15 protein-coding genes and 1 tRNA gene are annotated in these 18,489 nt (G+C 61.1%); 7 read left to right on the plus strand and 9 right to left on the minus strand.

Translation table 11 applies throughout. The annotated features are described in order from the left end of the window. On the minus strand, positions 1–1,491 hold the full coding sequence (locus GJE22_RS00825) for a hypothetical protein (RefSeq protein WP_154324036.1): 1,491 nt from the start codon (positions 1,489–1,491) through the stop codon (positions 1–3). Positions 1,492–1,605: 114 nt separating this feature from the next. Between GJE22_RS00825 and GJE22_RS00830 the strand changes: the two genes are divergently transcribed. Next, a complete protein-coding gene (locus tag GJE22_RS00830; protein ID WP_154324037.1) occupies positions 1,606–2,163 on the plus strand; it encodes an AAA family ATPase in 558 nt (185 codons plus the stop codon). Here GJE22_RS00830 and GJE22_RS00835 read toward each other — a convergent pair. The 6 genes from GJE22_RS00835 to GJE22_RS00860 form a co-directional block, all read right to left on the minus strand. After that, on the minus strand, positions 2,130–3,413 hold the full coding sequence (locus tag GJE22_RS00835; RefSeq protein WP_154324038.1) for a PBSX family phage terminase large subunit: 1,284 nt from the start codon (positions 3,411–3,413) through the stop codon (positions 2,130–2,132). The genes GJE22_RS00830 and GJE22_RS00835 overlap by 34 nt on opposite strands. Then, on the minus strand, positions 3,400–3,798 hold the full coding sequence (locus GJE22_RS00840) for a hypothetical protein (RefSeq protein ID WP_154324039.1): 399 nt from the start codon (positions 3,796–3,798) through the stop codon (positions 3,400–3,402). Before GJE22_RS00840 ends, GJE22_RS00835 begins: the two co-directional genes overlap by 14 nt. Positions 3,799–3,860: 62 nt before the next feature. Then, a complete protein-coding gene (locus tag GJE22_RS00845; protein WP_154324040.1) occupies positions 3,861–4,268 on the minus strand; it encodes a hypothetical protein in 408 nt (135 codons plus the stop codon). Positions 4,269–4,578: 310 nt separating this feature from the next. Then, the gene (locus tag GJE22_RS00850; protein WP_154324041.1) at positions 4,579–7,257 is read right to left on the minus strand and encodes a phage NrS-1 polymerase family protein; all 2,679 of its coding nucleotides are present in this window, start codon (positions 7,255–7,257) and stop codon (positions 4,579–4,581) included. Continuing rightward, positions 7,250–7,513: a helix-turn-helix domain-containing protein gene (locus GJE22_RS00855; RefSeq protein WP_154324042.1), complete on the minus strand. Its 264-nt coding sequence runs from the start codon at positions 7,511–7,513 to the stop codon at positions 7,250–7,252. Before GJE22_RS00855 ends, GJE22_RS00850 begins: the two co-directional genes overlap by 8 nt. Then, on the minus strand, positions 7,514–7,726 hold the full coding sequence (locus GJE22_RS00860; protein ID WP_154324043.1) for a helix-turn-helix domain-containing protein: 213 nt from the start codon (positions 7,724–7,726) through the stop codon (positions 7,514–7,516). It abuts the gene before it with no gap. A 181-nt stretch (positions 7,727–7,907) separates the two neighbouring features. Between GJE22_RS00860 and GJE22_RS00865 the strand changes: the two genes are divergently transcribed. Further along, on the plus strand, positions 7,908–8,933 hold the full coding sequence (locus GJE22_RS00865; protein WP_154324044.1) for a hypothetical protein: 1,026 nt from the start codon (positions 7,908–7,910) through the stop codon (positions 8,931–8,933). A 77-nt stretch (positions 8,934–9,010) separates the two neighbouring features. Further along, the gene (locus GJE22_RS00870; RefSeq protein ID WP_154324045.1) at positions 9,011–10,498 is read left to right on the plus strand and encodes a tyrosine-type recombinase/integrase; all 1,488 of its coding nucleotides are present in this window, start codon (positions 9,011–9,013) and stop codon (positions 10,496–10,498) included. A gap of 14 nt (positions 10,499–10,512) precedes the next feature. Here GJE22_RS00870 and GJE22_RS00875 read toward each other — a convergent pair. Further along, positions 10,513–10,589: transfer RNA gene (locus GJE22_RS00875), tRNA-Met, on the minus strand. A gap of 1,007 nt (positions 10,590–11,596) precedes the next feature. Here GJE22_RS00875 and glmS point away from each other — a divergent pair. Further along, on the plus strand, positions 11,597–13,483 hold the full coding sequence (gene glmS, locus GJE22_RS00880; protein ID WP_144687388.1) for a glutamine--fructose-6-phosphate transaminase (isomerizing): 1,887 nt from the start codon (positions 11,597–11,599) through the stop codon (positions 13,481–13,483). A 117-nt stretch (positions 13,484–13,600) separates the two neighbouring features. On the opposite strand, the gene GJE22_RS00885 is transcribed toward glmS, so the two are convergent. Continuing rightward, on the minus strand, positions 13,601–14,485 hold the full coding sequence (locus tag GJE22_RS00885) for a LysR family transcriptional regulator (RefSeq protein ID WP_144687386.1): 885 nt from the start codon (positions 14,483–14,485) through the stop codon (positions 13,601–13,603). 117 nt (positions 14,486–14,602) lie between these two features. Here GJE22_RS00885 and GJE22_RS00890 point away from each other — a divergent pair, with 117 nt between their 5' ends. From GJE22_RS00890 to GJE22_RS00900, 3 genes are all read left to right on the plus strand, one after another. Continuing rightward, positions 14,603–15,658, plus strand: coding sequence for a YeiH family protein (locus GJE22_RS00890; protein ID WP_144687384.1), 1,056 nt, complete (start codon positions 14,603–14,605; stop codon positions 15,656–15,658). A gap of 393 nt (positions 15,659–16,051) precedes the next feature. Further along, entirely contained in the window at positions 16,052–17,101 is a 1,050-nt protein-coding gene (locus GJE22_RS00895; RefSeq protein ID WP_144687382.1) for a helix-turn-helix transcriptional regulator, read from the plus strand. A gap of 197 nt (positions 17,102–17,298) precedes the next feature. Next, positions 17,299–17,604, plus strand: coding sequence for a hypothetical protein (locus GJE22_RS00900; RefSeq protein ID WP_019127511.1), 306 nt, complete (start codon positions 17,299–17,301; stop codon positions 17,602–17,604). Positions 17,605–18,489: the final 885 nt, after the last annotated feature.

Raw genomic sequence — 18,489 nt, forward strand, 5'->3', positions numbered from 1 at the left:
CTACCGACCGGCACCGCCGTTCGTAGCGTCTCCCGAGCCAATCTCGGACGCCCGGGCGCGGGCCACCGACTCCTCCTCGCCGTACCACTTGGAGCGGTACTCCCAGGCCGCCATGGTGACACCCACCTCGCGCATGTCCTGTTCCTTCTCGGCGGCAACGTCCTGGATGATGGAGTCGTCGTACTGCACGCGCATACAGCCCTCATCGGGGATGTCCTCGCCGAACCCGCGCGACACGGCCATGACCGCCTTTGCAATGCCGGTGATAGCGCCCTCGAGAGCGTTCTCATGCCTACGGATGTTGCGCATCAGTGCGGAGTTGTCAGAGGAGACCTCGGTCGCCGTGCGGACATATCCATGGGACTCGTCGAAGTCGAAGTAGCCGATGCCGAAACCCGTCAAATCGCCAAGCATCTGCAGGGCGATGCGGAAAGCCTCTGACTGTGAGGCCGTGCGCAGCGCCGGCGCGAACTCCTGAATCGTGTCTTCGGTCGACATGACCTTGCGGAACACGGTGCAATCCTGCTTGCCGAACGGTATGGAGATGGACTTGTCCCCAGTCTTCTCACGGTCGAACAGCACGTCTGAGAGGAACACGCGCATCTTGCTCACGTCGACCTCGTTGATGAGGGCGTCGAAGGTGAGGTCCACCGCCTGTACCGCATCCACCGCATCGGCGAAGACTGACTGCCCATATGGACTCATATCCACGCGCGTGTTGGTGACAGCCGGCTTGACGATGCCGAAGGTGGGGAAAGCGCAGCCCGTGTCGAAGACGGGAGCCACACCCACAGGTGCGAGCTCGTTGCCCTCATGGTCGAAGCAGACGGTGACGATCTTATAGGTCTCCTCGTCGTCCATGGTGAGAAGACCGTTTGATAATCCGTGCGAAGATGAGGAAGGTGAAGATTGGGAAAGGTCTGCCGAGAAGCCCGCGCCGCCCTTGAGGTGCATCTGCAGCTGGTCGACGGCCTTCCCACGGTAGAACGCCCGCGTAACGAAAGCGCATTCTGCGACGCCATCCTCGTCCCACGTGAGCGGTATCACCATCCGCGCGTCGTAGTGCCGTACGCGGACCTTCTTCCTATCGAGGTCCACCCACAAAGCCCAGGCACCCGTGCCAAGCCCAAATGCCCTCACCACGGTCGCCTGCGCCTGCGCCATGAAGTTCGTGGAAGAGAAGAACGAGCCGATCCAGTCGGTCGCCTTCTGGTCGTCGCACACCACCTTGACATCCTCGTTGAGGAGAAGAGAACCCCATTCCTTGCACACCCTCATTGCCGGGTGAATGCTACGCCGATGCACCTCGTACACACGCCCGAGCCCGTCCTTGTCCCTATAGTCGTAAAAGTCCCCACGAGCCCCCATCCAGTCGTCCCACGACCGAATCCAAGGCTCCATGTCATCCAGGGGAAGCACGAACCCAAGCCCCCGCAGGTACTCCTTGACGTGCTCTGGCACCCAGTACTCGTCCATGGAATTCAAGCTCATGAGAAGACCTCCATCAGCCGCAGTAATCATCGTGATGAAGTGTCACCCATCGTCACAACCTCGCCCATGTCTTAAAATGCCGAGAAGAACGAATGCTTTAGAACAGGACAAACCATGGTCATTCTTGTAGCCGGCGCGTCACACACGGGGAAGACCCTCCTGGCACAAAGGATGCTCGAAGTATTCGGATACCCCTATCTGTCCATCGACCACCTGAAGATGGGCCTCATCCGAAGCGGAAACACAACCCTTACGCCTGAGGACGACGAAGAGCTCACGGAATACCTCTGGCCTATAGTTCGTGAAATGGTGAAGACGGCTATCGAGAACAAGCAGAACCTCATCGTCGAAGGCTGCTACATACCGCCTGCCTGGCGAAAGGATTTTGAAGAAGAATACCTGCGCTCAATAGAGTTCGTCTGCCTGGGCATGTCGGACGCCTTCATCGACGCCCATTTCGGCGAGATAAGGGAAAACGCCTGCGCCATCGAAGCACGGCTGAACGATGCTGAATGCACGCCTGATGAGCTTAAAGAAGACAACCGTCGCTACATCGACGCCTTCAAGGAAGGCGGGGAGAAGGTCACGCTCATCGAGTCGGATTACGAAGAAACGATAAGGACCGTGCTAGAAGAGCTTCACCCACGCAACACGTCGTCCATTACCGCATAGCGCACCGCATCAATTGAATGGTCGTCGCCGTCCGGGATGATGTCGAGCCAGTTCCCGTCGCGGTCGCGCTCGTACTCCTTCATGGCGAACTCCTCGAAGGTGAGCGGGCACCGCACCGGGTCTATCACGATCTCCCGCAGCCCTGCCAGCCATTCGTAGGAAAGCTTGCGCATCCGCCCCTTGCGGGCAGGGCGTGCGCGTATGCCGAGGTCGCGCCTGTAAACGCTCGTCTGGACCTTCCCGTCGGGCGTGTCGTCTACCCAAACCACCTGGTCATGGTAGTAGGGCTCCTCGCCGGGCTCGTCCGCGTAGGTGAGAGAATCGAGAACGATGCGCCCCGTCTCCTCGGGCGTCATCTTGTTGGCAGTATGCTCCTCGAAGATGATGAGCCGCCGGGACCCTGGCTGCCATTCGCACCTCACGAACCGCCACGGGTCAGGCCACCAGCCCCAGTCCAACCCGTTGCGAATGCGCTCGAACGTGCGGATCTCCTCGTCGGTAACCTCGCGCTCCACGATGTTGGAGAAGACGTTGCCGCCGGTCCCCACCACATCGCCGAGAAACTCCCAGCGCCAGGCCGTCTCGTTGGCCTCGCGAAGGTACTCCGCCTCCTCGATGAACGGACCTCCCAGCCATTCAGGGTGAGAAGAGACCACGTCGAGGTAAGAAGTCTTCCAGACGAGCGTGTCCTCCCGCTGCTTCCTTGCCAAGGTCTCCTTGTTCACCCAGCTCATCGCCGTCTTAGGCGGATTGAAGGAATAGAAGACCCAGAACCTGCTCCCACCGCGCCGGAGCGAGTTGAGGACCGACCTCACGTCCTCGATGCTCCCGTGCTGGTCCAGCTCTTCGAACCATATGCAGGCGCAATACCCCTTGGCGAACTTGGTCGACTTCAGCTTGAGCGGGTCGTCACAGCCGCGGAAGACAATGCGCTGCCCGGTCGGAATGTACACGATCTCCAGCGGGGATATCTTCGCCTTGAAGTACTCGCTTAGCCCCAGGGCGTCGATGGCCCACAGCACCTGCGTGTACACCGAGTCGCGAAGCGTGTTGCCGAACCTCCGCACCACGACCACGTTCACGTCAGGGTTGGCCACGGTGAGAAGAACGAGGCAGAGGGAAATGAACGAGCTCTTCGTCGAGCCGCGCCCGCCGTGAAGCCAGTAATGCGTATGGCCGTGCATCATCACGTCGCCGAGCACGGGATGGAAGCGTTCGATGCAGAGGTCAGCCGCGCTAGTCGTCGCCATCGGATGACCTCGCAACCTTGAGCTCCACGCCGAGCGTGATCTGCGGGACGTCCTCGCCCTCGGTCTCGACCTTGCGGGCCGTCTGCGCGTACTCGTCTGGGTACTTGCGCTCGAGCAGCCAGGCGGCCGCCGTCCACTGCGGGTTCTTCTCGCGGGTGGCCGTCGCCATGATGGACTGCAGCAGCGTCTCCTTGTACTCGGCCTCGGCCTTTTTGATGCCCTCAACTAACGCAACTTTCACCTTGCTGTCGGGGTCCTTGAGCCACTTGTACCAGGCGGTCTCGGAGACGCCCAGCCCGCGGCATATGTCGGCGTTGCTCATGCCGTGCGACTTCATCTCGATGGCCTGCTCGACCATCTTGTACGTGAGCTTCGGCTTCCTCATCGGGTGGAACCTCCTTCCCGTCATCGTCGTTTCTGGAGGTATCGTCCCACCCGGTCACAAACCTACAGGCGCTCCCGCTTGCTCTTGAGGTTGTGCTTGCGCATCAGGCGCGAGTTCTTCTGCCTGAGCTGCGCCCACCTGCGATGGAGCTCATCGTATTCGGGGCCACCGTCGCATCCTGCCGCCTCGGCTTCCAGCAGCTCGTTGAAGGCTTCCTCCTCCGCCACATGGGCGGCTTCGGTGCAACGCCTGCACATGCCGGACTGCCTGTTGATGCGCACTCCCAGCGCATGGCACTCGGGGCACTCGTCGAGCACCTTCAGCGAAGCGTGGATGCGGCAAGCCTGCGCCTCGATGGCATGAAGGGTGTGCTCCACGCCGTAGCGGTCGAGGATCTCGTCGTGCACGGCTTGCACGCCTCTGTGCCCGAGCTCGCGGATCACGTCGTTCTGCCCGGTACTCCACATCATGCGGCATCACCGTCGAATTGCGTTGTCTTGACCAGCGTCACGATGCCGTCACGCTCCACTTTGGTCCACGGTCGTGACGCCGTCATCGCAGCTAGACTACTTATTTCACGCGCTCGTCTTGACCGTCTTGACCATCCGCTGCCAGAAGACGCCACCACGCATCTGTCAACAACTAAGACCGCATCACGAGCATTCGCCCGCATATCGCCGTCCACACGTACTCTCTCATTGGTGAAGACAGTCAAGACGTCAAGACAGTTACCGAGAAAACCAGCGTCTACCTGTGGTTTCCCGTGTCTTGACCGGCGCATCATGCCACCTCGGCAGGGCAAGACAGGTCAAGACGCCGCTGCTCATGCGGCTTGGGTCCTTCAAGGAAGGCGTAGAGGGCGTCGCCGTCGATGCAGTAGCAGTGCGGCCGGCTGCCGTCGGCCATGCGCTTCTGCATGGTCAGCCCCTTGGCACCCGTGCGGATGAGCTTCTCCTCGCGCATCCTGCGGAAGGTCTTGTCACGGTCGTAGCCCGCCTGCGCCAGGGCGCTGCCGATCTCGTTGCTGAACACGTACCAGATGGTGCGCCCACTGATCTCGCTCTCGCGGATGCCGTAGCGGTCGGGAAGGCATTGGCCCTCGGGTTTGAAATGCCCCTCGCTTCTGGCCAGCCACTCGCCGACGAACTGGATGGCCTTGCGGTCGGTGTCGCGGTCGTCAGCTCCCTTGGTGAGCTTCGCCAGGTCCAAAGCGAACCGCTTCGCGCCTGCGAAGGCCTCATTCCACGAGACCTTGCCGGGCGAGAACACGTGGTACTCGGCCAGCGCGTCCGCCAATGCCAGCAGCGCGATGTTCTCCGCCTGCGGGTTGTCATAGGCCATGGCGCACACGAAGTCGCGCATCTTGGCGTATCCCCCGCGGAAGAACTCGAGATCGTGACCCTTGAGTGCAGCGATGTAAGCGCGTCCCGCCGTCCCATACTGCTCGGACACCAGGCGGTGCATCTCCTGCGCCACACGCGGGTCATCGAAGGGCTCGGCGTTGATCTCGAGCGTACGGTTCACAGCGCCCTGCTGCGTGTTGTCGATGATTATGGGAATCTCGCCGGTGGCGATGGTGAGCGCGCGCCAGGATCCGTAGCCCATCATCGTGCGGTTCGAGTTGAGGGCACCCCGCTCGTGTCCCAGTGAAAGTCCGTAGAGGAGGTCCTCCACGGCCTGCTGCTTGCCCCTCTGCCCACCTGCAGCGCCCTTGCTCTGCAGCTCGTCGAGGAGAATGGGGACATCGCCCAGGAAGGTCGCTGAGCGGACGATCGACTTGGGCGTATCGGCGAAGGTGCGGTAGTAGGAGTCGGTACCCTCGGAGGGATCGCCCCAGACGGAGCCAGCCGCCTTGAGCGTCGGGGTCTTGCCGGAGCGAGACTTGCCCCACAGGTAGACGATAAAGGTCTGCACGCCAACGACCGCGATCAGCGGTGACGCGAAGCTTGCCGCCAGCACGGCGCGGAAGGCAACGCTGCCGTCTCTCGCGCCGGTCACTCCGGCCACCCATTCCTCGAGCGTGCCCTTGGGCTCAAGGAACGGCCTCGCCTTGCCCTGCGTGTCGAGCGCCGGGTCGAAGCGAACCGACGAGCCATCGGCATCGTAAGGCATGAACGGCCCGAGTGGCTGTTTCGCCCAACCCATACGGGCGACGCTTTCATAAGAGGGGCGCTCGCGCGCAAAGGCGCCGTCGCAGTCGGTGAGGTAAGAAACGACATCGCGGGCGTTAGAGGTCGAAACGTTGGCACCCAGCGGCGCGATGGCGGCAACGATCTTGGTGTTGGATAGCAGGGTGTCGCGGTCGAGCACGCACTCCCTGCCGTGCCCGTATACCTTCATGCCAACGAGGGCGCGCACCATCCCGCTGTCTACGTCGCGCAGGTCGGCCTTGATGAACGGGGGCGTAAAGGTGATGTGCCGGAAGTTCTCGCCGTCGGTGCTCTTCCAGAGCCTGCCCTGCCTGTCGACGAGCCACGGGTCGAAGGAGGGCGCCGCCTCCTCGCTCTTCTCCTGGCTGACCTGGCCGCCTGTCGCCCTGCGGAACTCTGCCGGTTTGTAGAAGTCCCTGCAGTCAGAAATGGCCTTGGCGATGGTCCTCTCGCCGTATGTGTTGGCCCCGCGCTTCTCGTCCCACTTGTCGCGCATGAGCCCGCTCGTGCGGAAGATCCTGTCCATCTGCGCCGCATCGCCGCCGGTCCAGAAGGCGAGGTGGTTGCAGAGCGCCTGGTCCGCGCCGGAGTCGTCGTCGCCATGCATCGAGGTGTCGCCGTTCATCAGCGCCCGGATGTTCACGCCCTTCTCGGATGCGTACATGCGCTCAACCACCTCGGCGTCGGTGAGCGAGAGGGGCATTCCGCTCTCGTCGCGCCTGAGCTTGGGCTTCTCCGCCTTCGGGCGGTTGCCGGAAAGCCACATCTCGTAGGCTCTGGCCAAAGCGTCCGGGCTCTCGCGCACCTCGTCATGAACCTCGCCGTTGGCGTCGACGAAGAGGTTGCCCGTCACCGTGAAGAACCGGTCGTGGTCGTACATCTCCACCACGCGCTTGTCCGGCTGCGTCCGCTTGCAGTGGTCGGACTCGGGCTTCCCGCCAAGGAAGAAGAGATGAAGGCCGTCGCCGGAGGGCGAAACCTCGGTGTAGGTATCAGCCGCGCCGACAACCCAGGCGTATTCCTCGGCGACCCGGCCGTCGACGAGCACGTGGTCGAGGTCGAGCCCCGTCACCTCGCGGTCGCCAGCGAACACGAATCCGACGCCGTCCAGGTTATGCTTCTCGCATCCCGCGACGGCGGCGTCGAAGCCGCACCACGTGCCAGGATCCGTGCTCTTGGCGTTGCCGCCCGTGTCGGCACGTTTCGGCACCTTGGTGGCCTTGCCGTTGCGCTCCACGAGTTCCCAGCAGATCCACTGCTCGCGCCGCCTGAGCTCGTCGGGGATGTTGTCGACATTGAGACTAAGCAACGCAATACTCCTCGAGACCAAGGAACTCGATCATCTCGTGCTTGGGGAAATAGAGCCGACGCCCGATCTTGCGATACGGCAGCTCGTCCTTGTCGCAGAGGCGGTAAATGGTGCGCGTCGAGGTGTCCAACAGCTCGGCCATGTCGTCCACAGTCAGCAAGTCGCCGTACTTCGACAGCGGCGAGGGGTAGTCCGCCAGCACCGGCGAAGAGGTCGACGGAGAATTCTTGGCATGGTGGCTCGGCGACGACATCATCTAACCCACCTTCCTCACTTCGGCGACCACATCGAGAAGTGACGTCCCGCCATCCTCGATCTCAAGCTTGTCAGCGATCCTCTTGAGATGGTTCGGATACATGACGCCGTTCTTCTCCGCATTGCAGATGTAGGAGGCGTCGATGCCGACGTGATTGCCGAACTCTCTCTGCGACATGCCCAAACCCCTGCGCAGGAACTCGATTCGTCTCATGCTTCACCGTCCTTAACCTGGCGCACTCGTTTTTGGTCATCTTCATTGTTGTCCATTATAGTCCCTCAATCAAATCGAGATTTAAAGGGACATTGAGTTAAAAGCCTTGACACCAACAACGTTGGTCTTTAGTATGGTTGGCGTAGGTAGTCCCGTTATCGATTTATAGTTAGGAGGGACAATGCACGTCAGGGAGCTTCGCAAGAAGACTACCGTGTACGAGAACGTTGAGCTGCATGCCGACCCCATCGAGTGGTCGAATGCAAGCATCGTCGTGGCATATCGTACCCCAGACGGAGAGTGGAGTCTCGAGGACGGAGACGGCTTCGAGGTGGTCGGCTACATACACCCCTGCAATGAATGGGGCCCCATGGGCTTCAGCGAGTTACCGGTGGAGTTCTTCAACCACCAACTCAGGGACTACGACCCCCGCTCCGAGGAGAGCGTCAGGCGCTTCGTCGCCGATTGGGGCTTCCCGTTCCTGCCCCAAAGGAACCTCACCAAGGAGAACGGCAGCTGGCGTTACCAGGATGCCGAGCGCATCAGCGCCGCTATATCGGCGACAGAAGAAGTCAGGGACCTAGCGCGGGTCCTCGGCGCGATGTGGGGCGACGAGTACGACCGCAGGACCAGGCAGGGCAAGTATGGTGACTACACCGAGGACAACTCTCTCATCGTTGACGAGGAGGCGTTCGAGAGCTACGAGGAGCCCATATACGGCGAGCGCATCCCCACGGGTGCTGAGGCGGACCTTTTCCGCAGCATGGCCGACGAGCTCACGGACAGCGACGCGATATCGTTCGCGGAGGCGTCGTTGACCTTGGAGACGTTGCAGATAGCCGTGCTAAACATCATGCACTGCATACATCATGGCGGCCTGATACACATGAAGCACCTCGATGCGTTCAATCTGGGCAGTTCCAACTCCAGAAAGCTTCATTACGGGGATTGGCGTTCTGGCGCTGCCACATCCCAGCAGGTCCACTCCATGCTCACCGCTGCCATCTGCAACCAGATGATCGACGCATTCGTGGATCCCGCGCCTTGGCGAGACTGCGCGTGCGAGGGCTGCGACGTTACCTTCAAACGAAAGCAGAGCAAGGCGAAGACGCCGGCATCCGACTCCATCTACTGTTGCTCGACTTGCGAGGAACGGCAGAAGAAGCGCAACCAGCGAGCAGCAGCGAAGAGCCGCATACAGCACTAGTTCACCACCGCCCAATAGGGCGCAGTGATAGTCATCAGGAAACGCCTCGGGAGAACAGAGAGGAGGTAGAAACCAAAATGAGTTACGGAGAAGGAAGCATCAGGGAGAAGACCAGGCCAGACGGCAAGAGCTACAACCCCAAGCGTTGGCAGATCTGCGTGTCCTACACCGTCGAGGTCGTCCAGGAGGACGGCACCACCACGACGGAGCGCAAGCGCATCCAGAAGACCGTGCGCGGCACCAAGACCCACGCCAAGGAGGTGCTCGAGCAGATCAAGGCCGAGCACGATGACCAGGGCCGCGAGATCGACGAGTTCCAGCAGGCCATCAACGCGACGGAGGCGGCAAAGCCCAAGGCCACAACCCTCACCGACATGATAGAGACGTGGAACACGGCGCGAAAGACCGCCGGCAAGGCGTCCGAGCGCACCATCCGCGAGGACCGCAAGCGACTCGAGCGCATAGAAGCGTACCTGGGCGACAAGCCCATCGGCTCCATTACCGCCCAGATGGTCGAGCAGACCTACGCCGCCATCCGCAAGAAGCACGGCCTGTCTGGCACCACCATGAACCACCTGCACACGCTGCTCAAGAACGTGTTCCAGAAGGCCGTGGACTACGACCTCATCCCCAAGAACCCCTGCCACTTCGTCACGGCGCCGAAGCGCGAGGAGCCCAAGCGCCGCTCGCTCAGCCAGGAGGAGGGCATCCGCCTTCTGGAGGAGATCGACAAGACCGAGATGGAGGAGTACGAATCCATGGGTGAAAAGGAGGAGCGCCGCGAGCAGCGCGAGGAGCGCGGGTACGCGCGAGACCGAAACGCCCTTCGCGGCATCCACCGCGTCAGCAACATCATCGCCGTGCGCATCGGGCTCGCCACCGGCATGCGCAGGGGCGAGGTCATCGGGCTGGTGTGGAAGAACGTTGACCTCACGCGCGGCACCATCCGCGTGTGCCAGGCGGCCACCATCGCAGGCAAGATCAAGACGCCCAAGACGCAAGCGGGTATCCGAACGCTCGCCATCGACACCGTCACCGCGCAGCACCTTTCCTATTGGAAGGCCCGCCAGGCGGCCGAGCTCGCCAAGATCGGCATCGTGGCCAACGGCGAGACCCCGGTCTGCAGCTCCGACGTCGGCACCATGATTCGCGTCGACAACTTCGAGCACTGGTGGGCCGAGTGGCGCAAGGAGCATGACTTCGTGGGGCTCAAGTACCACGAGCTGCGCCACACGCAGGCGACCATGCTGCTGTCGAACGGCGTGGATATCAAGACCGTGCAGACGCGGCTTGGCCACTCCAACCCCACCATCACGCTGAGCTGGTACGCCCACGCCATCCCGGAGAACGACCACGATGCCGCGCAGATGCTCGGCAACATCCTCAACCAGGGCAACGCCACGGCGACCCTGCCGGAAGACCCAAAGTCTTCCAAGAAGTCTTCTGGGAAGTCTTCCACCTCCAAGCCCGAGGCGGACGATTTCTCAATGTCTTCCAAATGTCTTCCAAACGCCAGTTCAAGGCCAAAAAGAAAGCAGGCCAGCGAACTCAAATTGGTTAGCTGACCTGCTGTAACATTTGGTCGCGGGGGCAGGATTTGAACCTACGACCTCCGGGTTATGAGCCCGGCGAGCTACCAGACTGCTCCACCCCGCAATGTCTGGTGCACCTCTGGTGCAAGAAGATATATTACGATGTGAGGTCTTTCGATTCAAGCAGAATCTTAATTGTGTGCGCATTTCCACATTTCAGGGTGTTTCGGCAAGCGAACGACCAGGTCGGTAGAAGACCGGTCGGGCGGCGGCGCATACGAGCCGGCATTGCTGGGTGTGTTCGCTGCTGCAAATATGGAGTTGCGCCGGGCCAAGATTCGCCCAGCGCTGCATATCCGGAGTTACGACATGCCTGGGGCGGGTGCGCCGCCGCCCAACGTTGCGGGTAAGGGGTTACGCGCCGTTCGATGTCGCAGATATGGAGTTATCCGCGCCCGGCGCTGCAAATATGGAGTTACCGGCCTCCGCAGGTGCCCTTTATTCCATATCTGCAGCGTTCGCTGCCCTTAACTCCATATTTGCCGCGCTCGTCATCTATAACTCCAAATCTGCAGCATCGGGTACCTGGACATTGCCGGTGCCTCCAGATATGCAGCGCTCGATGATTCTCGGTCCCGCATAGCTCTAAATACGTTGCACCGAATACGCTGCACTGGGCAGGAGATAACTCCGTGTTTGCGGCATCGAGCGATGGGTGACATCAGGGCGGATTAGGTGGACGGGGTGGGTAACTCCAAATATGCTGCAGGGCCATGCCCTCGATTCGGCGCGGCGCTGGGTGCGTCCGGACACGCCGCAGAGCCCGCCCCGCCCAGACGAGCGAGACCAACGCCGCCGCGAGCCAGTTTATTCACCCCTCCACAGTTTAGGAGATTGTCTGGTATTGATGTTTACATACCACAGGGGCCAATCCGGGCACCACTCGGCTGTTACAATGTGCCATCAGTGGGAAAAGGCTAGTCTTGCGGCGGTGCGCGCCTGGGCGGGCCGATGGCCATAGCTTTGCGGGTGAACGCGCCGCGTGCGTCTGGCCACGACCTGTGGTGCGCCGATTTCTGCGACGGCATCTTCCGCCTCATACGGTAATCATCGTTGCAAAGGAGCGCCCCCATGTGTGGAATCGTTGGCTACACCGGTTTCGGCCAAGCGAAAAACGTACTCATCGATGGCCTTAAACGGCTCGAATATCGCGGCTACGACTCGGCGGGCATCGCCCTCGAGCGGCAGTCTGCCTCCGCCACGGAGCTCGACGTGCATCGTCGCGTTGGGAAGGTGGCCGGGCTCGAGTCCGAGCTCGAGCACGTCGACACCGCGTCGACCTGCGGCATCGGTCATACTCGTTGGGCAACGCACGGCCGTCCGAGCGTTACGAACGCGCACCCGCACACGAGCTGCGACGGTAGGATCGCCGTCGTGCACAACGGTATCATCGAGAACTTCGCAGAGCTGCGCGAGGAACTTGAACGTCGCGGTCATCGCTTCACGAGCGATACCGACACCGAGGTTTTCGCCCATCTTATCGAGGAGGCTTACGAGGGCCGTCCCGCAGACCCAGCAACGGGCGAGCCCGCCCAGCCTGGCTCGCACGACCTTATGGCTGCGGTGCGCGAGGCGACAACGCATGTGGTGGGCGCGTACGGCCTCGCCGCGTTGTGCGCCGACGAGCCCGGCGTCATCGCTGTGGCTCGCAAGGACAGCCCCATCATCATCGGGCGCGGCGAGGACGGCAGCTACGTTGCCTCGGATGTCATCGCGGTCATCGACGCGACGCGCGATGTTGTGGTGCTTGAGGACGGCCAGTTCGCTCGCCTCACGCCGGAAGGAATCAGCTACACCGATGCCGAGGGCACGGCGATCGAGCCGGCCATCACGCACATCGACTGGGACATCGACATGGCCGAAAAGGGCGGCTACCCCGATTTCATGCTCAAAGAGATTCACGAGCAGCCTCGCGTGGTGCGCGACACGCTGGTGGGCCGCATGATCGGCGGAGAGCTGGATATCGACGAGCTCGGCCTTACCTACGAAGAGCTCAACCTTATCGACCGCGTGTACGTGATCGCATGCGGCACGAGCTACCATGCGGGCCTCATCGCTAAAAACCTCATCGAGATGTGGGCGCGAATCCCGTGCGAAGTGGAGGCGGCGAGCGAGTTCCGCTACCGCAACCCCATCATCACGCCCTCGACGCTGGTCGTTGCGGTGAGCCAGTCTGGCGAGACGGCCGACACGCTGGCGGCCATCCGCGATGCACGCATCAAAGGGGCCAAGGTGTTCGGCATCACCAATGTTGTGGGAAGCCCCGTGGCGCGCGAGAGCGACGGCGTCATCTACACCAAGGCCAATAAAGAGATCGCGGTGGCGTCTACCAAGAGCTTCATTGGCCAAGTGGTCTCCCTCACGCTGCTTTCCCTGCTGCTTGCGCAGGTAAAGGGCAAGCTCACGACGGGTCAGGTCCGCATGCTCTTCCGCGAGCTGGGCGACACGGCCGAGCAGATCCAATGGATTTTCGATACGCAGGCCGAGGCGGTCCATGAGGCGGCGCTTGCCTGTAAAGACGCCCACTCCGCGCTGTTCGTGGGGCGCGGCATGGGTGCGGCCATCGCGCACGAGGGTGCGCTCAAGCTCAAAGAGATCAGCTACCTGCACGCCGAGGCATATGCGGCAGGGGAGATGAAGCACGGTCCCATCGCGCTTATCGACCCTGGTTTCCCCGTGATCGCGGTGACCACCAAGAGCCCCACCTACGATAAAACCGTGTCGAACCTCAAGGAATGCGAGGCACGCGGGGCAAAGATTATCGTTGTGGCTACCGAGGGCGACGAGGACATCAAGCAGATTGCCGATCACGTGATCTACATTCCGCCGGTGCGCGATGCGTTTTGCCCCATTACGGCGACGGTGCCGCTCCAGCTCCTGGCGCGCGAGGTTGCCATCATGCGCGACTGCGATGTTGACCAGCCCCGCAACCTTGCCAAGAGCGTGACGGTGGAGTAGGGCGCAATGCAAGCCTGGCGATTGCCTAGCTCCTGATGCAGCATGGCGTTAGCGCGGCCCCTGGATGGACTCATCCGGGGGCCGTTTTGGGCTTCGCGCCAAAAACGTTTTGATGCATCAGAGCAAATCGCTGCGCCATTCATCAAGCAGCGCGCGGTAGGATTCGGCATAAGCGCTGCCCTGTTGCCAGATAAGCGTGAAATCATGGTGCGCGGCGCAGTCGGCTGGCGTTAGGTCTACCAGCTCACCGCGGGAAAGCTCCTCGCTCACGGCTACGCGGTAGATGAACGTGATGCCCCGGCCCGCGCGAACGAACTCTTTGATAACGGGGATGCTTGCGACCTCGATAACCGAAGCGAAGTCGCCGAGCTCAAGCCCTTGCGCCGCTAGCATGCGTTCCAAGATTTCGCGTGTTCCCGAGCCTTTTTCGCGCACGATAATCGGGTGCACGAGAAGGTCGGAGAGGGCGTGCGCGCTCTGGGCCTTGCGCGGAGAGGCTACCGCGACGTACGGCTCCGTGGAAAGCACGGAGCCGTCGAAGGAGCTGCGGTCGTACGGCCCCTCCACAAGCGCGAGGTCGAGCTCGCCCATCTCGAGCGAGGTGAGCAGATCGCGGGTATTTGCGCTCCTAAGATGCACGGTCTGCTTGGGATGGCGCTGCGCATGCTTGGCGAGCAGACGGGGTGCGACATAGTCGGCGATGGTGCGGGTGCACCCTAGGCGAAGCGGAACAGCTGTGGCGCTATCGAGCCGACGAAGCTCATCGATGATACGCGCTTCGTCGTTTGCCATAACGGAAAGTCTCCGGTAGAGAAGGTCTCCCGCGGGCGTGGAGTGAATGGCGCGACCGCGCGTCTCGAAGAGCCTGCAGCCAGCCCGGGCTTCCAGCTGCTTGATGTGCTGTGAGACCGCGGGCTGCGTGATATGGAGCTCCTCCGCGGCGCGCGTGAAGCTCCGCAGCCGGTAGGCAATGATGAAGGTATGCGCGCGGTAATCGAGCATGGCCGGGTCCTATGCATAAAGAATTCTTATATAAGAATAAGTATAACGATAGAAATAATTATAGACAGCTCATCTACCATGGTGGCCGAACGTACATGCCAGATTGAAGGGGAGCGTATGGATTTGGTCAAGGATGCGAGGCATATTTGGAAGGGCCTTCTGTTTTGCCTGGTTATTGCGGTGCCGGCATGGCTGCTGGGTAAACAGTTCGAGGTGATTGGCGGGCCGGTGTTCGCAATCCTCATAGGTATGGTGCTGGCGCTCGTTGTGCCCGGTTCGTCGGCAGCTCCGCTCGAGGTGGGTGTGAAGTTTACCTCGAAGAAAATTCTCCAATATGCGGTGATCCTTTTGGGCTTTGGCCTTAACCTGGCCCAGATTGCACAGGTCGGCGCCACGTCGCTTCCCATCATCATGAGCACTATTGCCACCTCGCTCATCATTTCCTTCGTGCTTTGCCGAGCACTTCGCATTCCGAGCAAGATCTCGACGCTTGTGGGCGTAGGCTCCTCCATCTGCGGGGGCTCTGCTATCGCAGCTACCGCTCCGGTTATCGACGCGGACGACGAGGAGATTGCGCAGGCCATTAGCGTGATTTTCTTGTTCAACGTGATCGCGGCGCTCGTGTTTCCCACGCTCGGCGGCATGCTCGGCCTTTCGAACGAAGGGTTCGGCCTCTTCGCGGGCACGGCGGTAAACGACACTTCGTCGGTGACGGCTGCCGCGGCGGCATGGGATGGTATGCATCCCGGCGCCAACACGCTCGATTCCGCCACGATCGTCAAGCTTACGCGCACGCTCGCTATTATCCCCATCACGCTGGCGCTTGCGTTTTGGCAGGTGCGGAAGGCCAGGCGCGCTGCCGCCGAGGGCCGTACCGAGGACGCGCAGGCTGCGGGCAGCTTCGATTTTAAGAAGATCTTCCCGTTCTTCATCCTGTTCTTTGTGCTGGCAAGCATTATCACCACGGTGTTCGCGCTGCCCGCCGCGGTCACCGCGCCTATCAAAGAGCTGAGCAAGTTCTTTATCGTTATGGCCATGGCGGCGATCGGCTTCAACACGAACATCGTCAAGCTCGTTCGCACCGGCGGCAAGCCCATCTTCATGGGGGCCTGTTGCTGGGTGGGCATCGCCGCGGTGAGCTTGGGCATGCAGCATCTTCTTGGTATCTGGTAAGGGCGCGCATGGCTCGGCACCGTGCATCGCCTCATGCCGAGGGCGGCCCGGCGCCGGCGCGTCTCCACGTGCCGCGCGGGTGCTTGGTCTCAGCTCGTCCCCACATCCTGTGCGGCAGCCCGGCGCCGGCGCTCTCGCGTCCTGTGCTTGCTTGGCGCTGTCGCATGGCCCGGCGAAGACAAACCGTCGGCCTTACATTGAAATGCTGTCTAACCTGCGAAAAGCAACTGGAAGGCGCCTCGCGGTTGCCTCAAATTTCGAAAAATGCAGCCCTCTGGTTGGTAGAATAGGGGCCAACGCACCCGTACTCTGATGGTGCCGGCAACGTATCAGCCGCTCCGTCGCATCCGGTCGCCCTGGCCTGCGCGCGGAGCCATAACGGGAGGCACCGCCATGGGTTTCCGCGAAAATCTTCAACACCTCCGCGCTACGCGCAACATGACGCAAGAACAGCTCGCCATGTTGCTGGGAGTTTCACGCCAAAGTGTGACCAAGTGGGAGGCCGCGAAAAGCTATCCAGAGATGGACAAGCTGCTTAAGATGTGCCAGATCTTCGAATGCAGTTTGGATGATCTTGTAACGGGCGATGTGACCGCTCTCGCGGGCAACGCGAGCTCGGCGAACGGGACGCAGGTGCCCGTTCCCAACGGGCCCCCGCAAGATATCTGCGGCTACGACGAGCACCAGCGCATGATGGCGTTCAAGGTTCCTACGGGCGTCGCCGCGATCCTTGTCATGTGCGGCATCGCATTTCTCTTTGAGGGGAGTTTCTCCTTCATGGGCGGCGACGCCGACACGCTCATGATCATGCTCATCTTGCTGGGCGTGCTCGTTGGCTTGGCGTTTGCCGTGCCCGCAGGTATGGAGCACGCGGCGTTCATGAAGGCGCATCCCTATATCGAGGATTTCTATACGGAGGACGACCGCGCCTCCGCTCGGCGCGACCTGTCGCGCGCAATCGTTGCCGGGGTTGCGGCCATCTTTGTGGGCGTGGCGTGCATCATGGTGTTCGGCGAGCATCGCGATACCGAACGCCAAGGTCTCTGCCTGCTTATGCTGTTCGTCGCTCTGGGTGTTTGGCTTATCGTGCGGTATGGCATGCTTCTCGGCCGTATGAACATCGCCGAATACAACAAGAGCGCGGCGGAAGAGCTCGAGATGGAAGACATCGTGAACGCTCAGGTAGAAGACGAGATCCGCCATGCCATGATCGCTCATAAGCGGTCCAACAAGAAGCTCGGCGCCATCTGCGGGGCCATTATGATTGCTGCGACGATTATTGGACTTGCCCTGCTCTTCATACCGGTGTTTTCCGCGGCCGACCCTTCAGATTTCGACCCGATTGGCACGTCCGCCATGTGGTTTTGGGTGGCGTGGCCTGTGGGCGGCATGATTTGCGGAATCGTTGCGGTGCTGATGGAGGGCTTCTCTCGCGAGAAGTAGGCGGGCTAGCGCAGTGCGCGTGCCCCCTGGAGCGAGTTGCCCCAACTTATGGAGATGATGCATAGAGCGCCCGTCCACCCCGTATGCCAGACCGCCCACCAGATTGTATGCATGAGAAGCCCTTACGACGGGTTTACTAAAAACAGACGGTTTTATCGGCCTGGCGCCCGGGAGGCGCCCGAAGCAAGGAGGATATCATGGGGCTCAAAGCTGAGGAGGCGCTCGACTTCGACTTCGAAGGGTTCCTTGGATACCTGCGCTCGAAGACCCGCGTATTCATGGATGTTGATGGTGACCAGTACTACATCACCCACACCGACGGATACTGGCGCGTGCAGGATTGTTCCAAGTTGAACGATAAGGGCCGTTTTACCGATTGCTCCGAGCTCGTGGCTACCATGCCGGAGATTATCGAGCTCCCGTGGCGTGATGGGAAAAGCATTCACGATCTGTTCCCGGGCGCAACGTTCTATGAGTCGATTCAAGAGGGTTGGGAGAAATAGTAGCTGGTAATGCTGACTATTCGGCTCGCGGCATCGCAGGAAGGCAGGCCGCAGAGCCACCCCGCTACGAGCCGCCGACGCATACCCCGAGCGTCGGCGGCTCTTTTGGTTTGAGGATTGGACACGGCGGATGATGGATTCCGGGCCAGTTTGACCGTTTGCTGGCGGGCCGTTGCACGTTTCGTGTGTTGTTGCCTCCCGAAGAGGGCGGCGGGTCGCGCATTAACATTCTCATATAAATTAATGCACCCGCTGATGCGGGAATACTATCCAAATTTGCGCTATGTCGGTCTTTTTTCCTGCAGAACGGGGGTGAGATTTCCTCATCGTGCTGGTAATCGCTCTGCGACACAAGCGTCTACCAGCCCACTTGGAAAACTCCACTGCCATATTGCAGGAAAAAAGACCGACATAGCGCAAATTTGGCTAAAGATTGCCAACCTGGGGAGTTATTAAAATCTCCAAGACGTGCATCGTTGACTTTAATCCGAAATCGGACTAAAATTCCGTGCATTGTGAACCCGTGGGCTTCGGGTTGGGTGGTCGATCGCGTGGGCCGCAGGCTTGCGGGCGCACGTCTGCTTGGAGTGGGCCAGCGTGTCTGCCTGCGGCTTGCGGGCCGACGTTGCGTGCACGTGTGGCGCGGAGCCGGCGTACCTGTCCAACTGCTCTCGGGCATGAGGCCGCTTCCGATTCGCGGGCGGGCCTTGGGAAGCTGTCGAGCTGCGACTTGCAGGCCGGCGCGGCACCCTCGCGTGGAGCGGAGCCAGCATGCCCGCCTACGGCTTTCGTGCTTGCGAGTGCATGCCCGCGTGCGGAACGGAGCAGGACCAGCCCGACGCCCGAAGGTCCGTAGACGTATGGAAAACAGCGAGAGGGGGCTTG

This window comes from Enorma shizhengliae (genome assembly GCF_009676995.1).
Lineage (GTDB): Bacteria > Actinomycetota > Coriobacteriia > Coriobacteriales > Coriobacteriaceae > Enorma > Enorma massiliensis.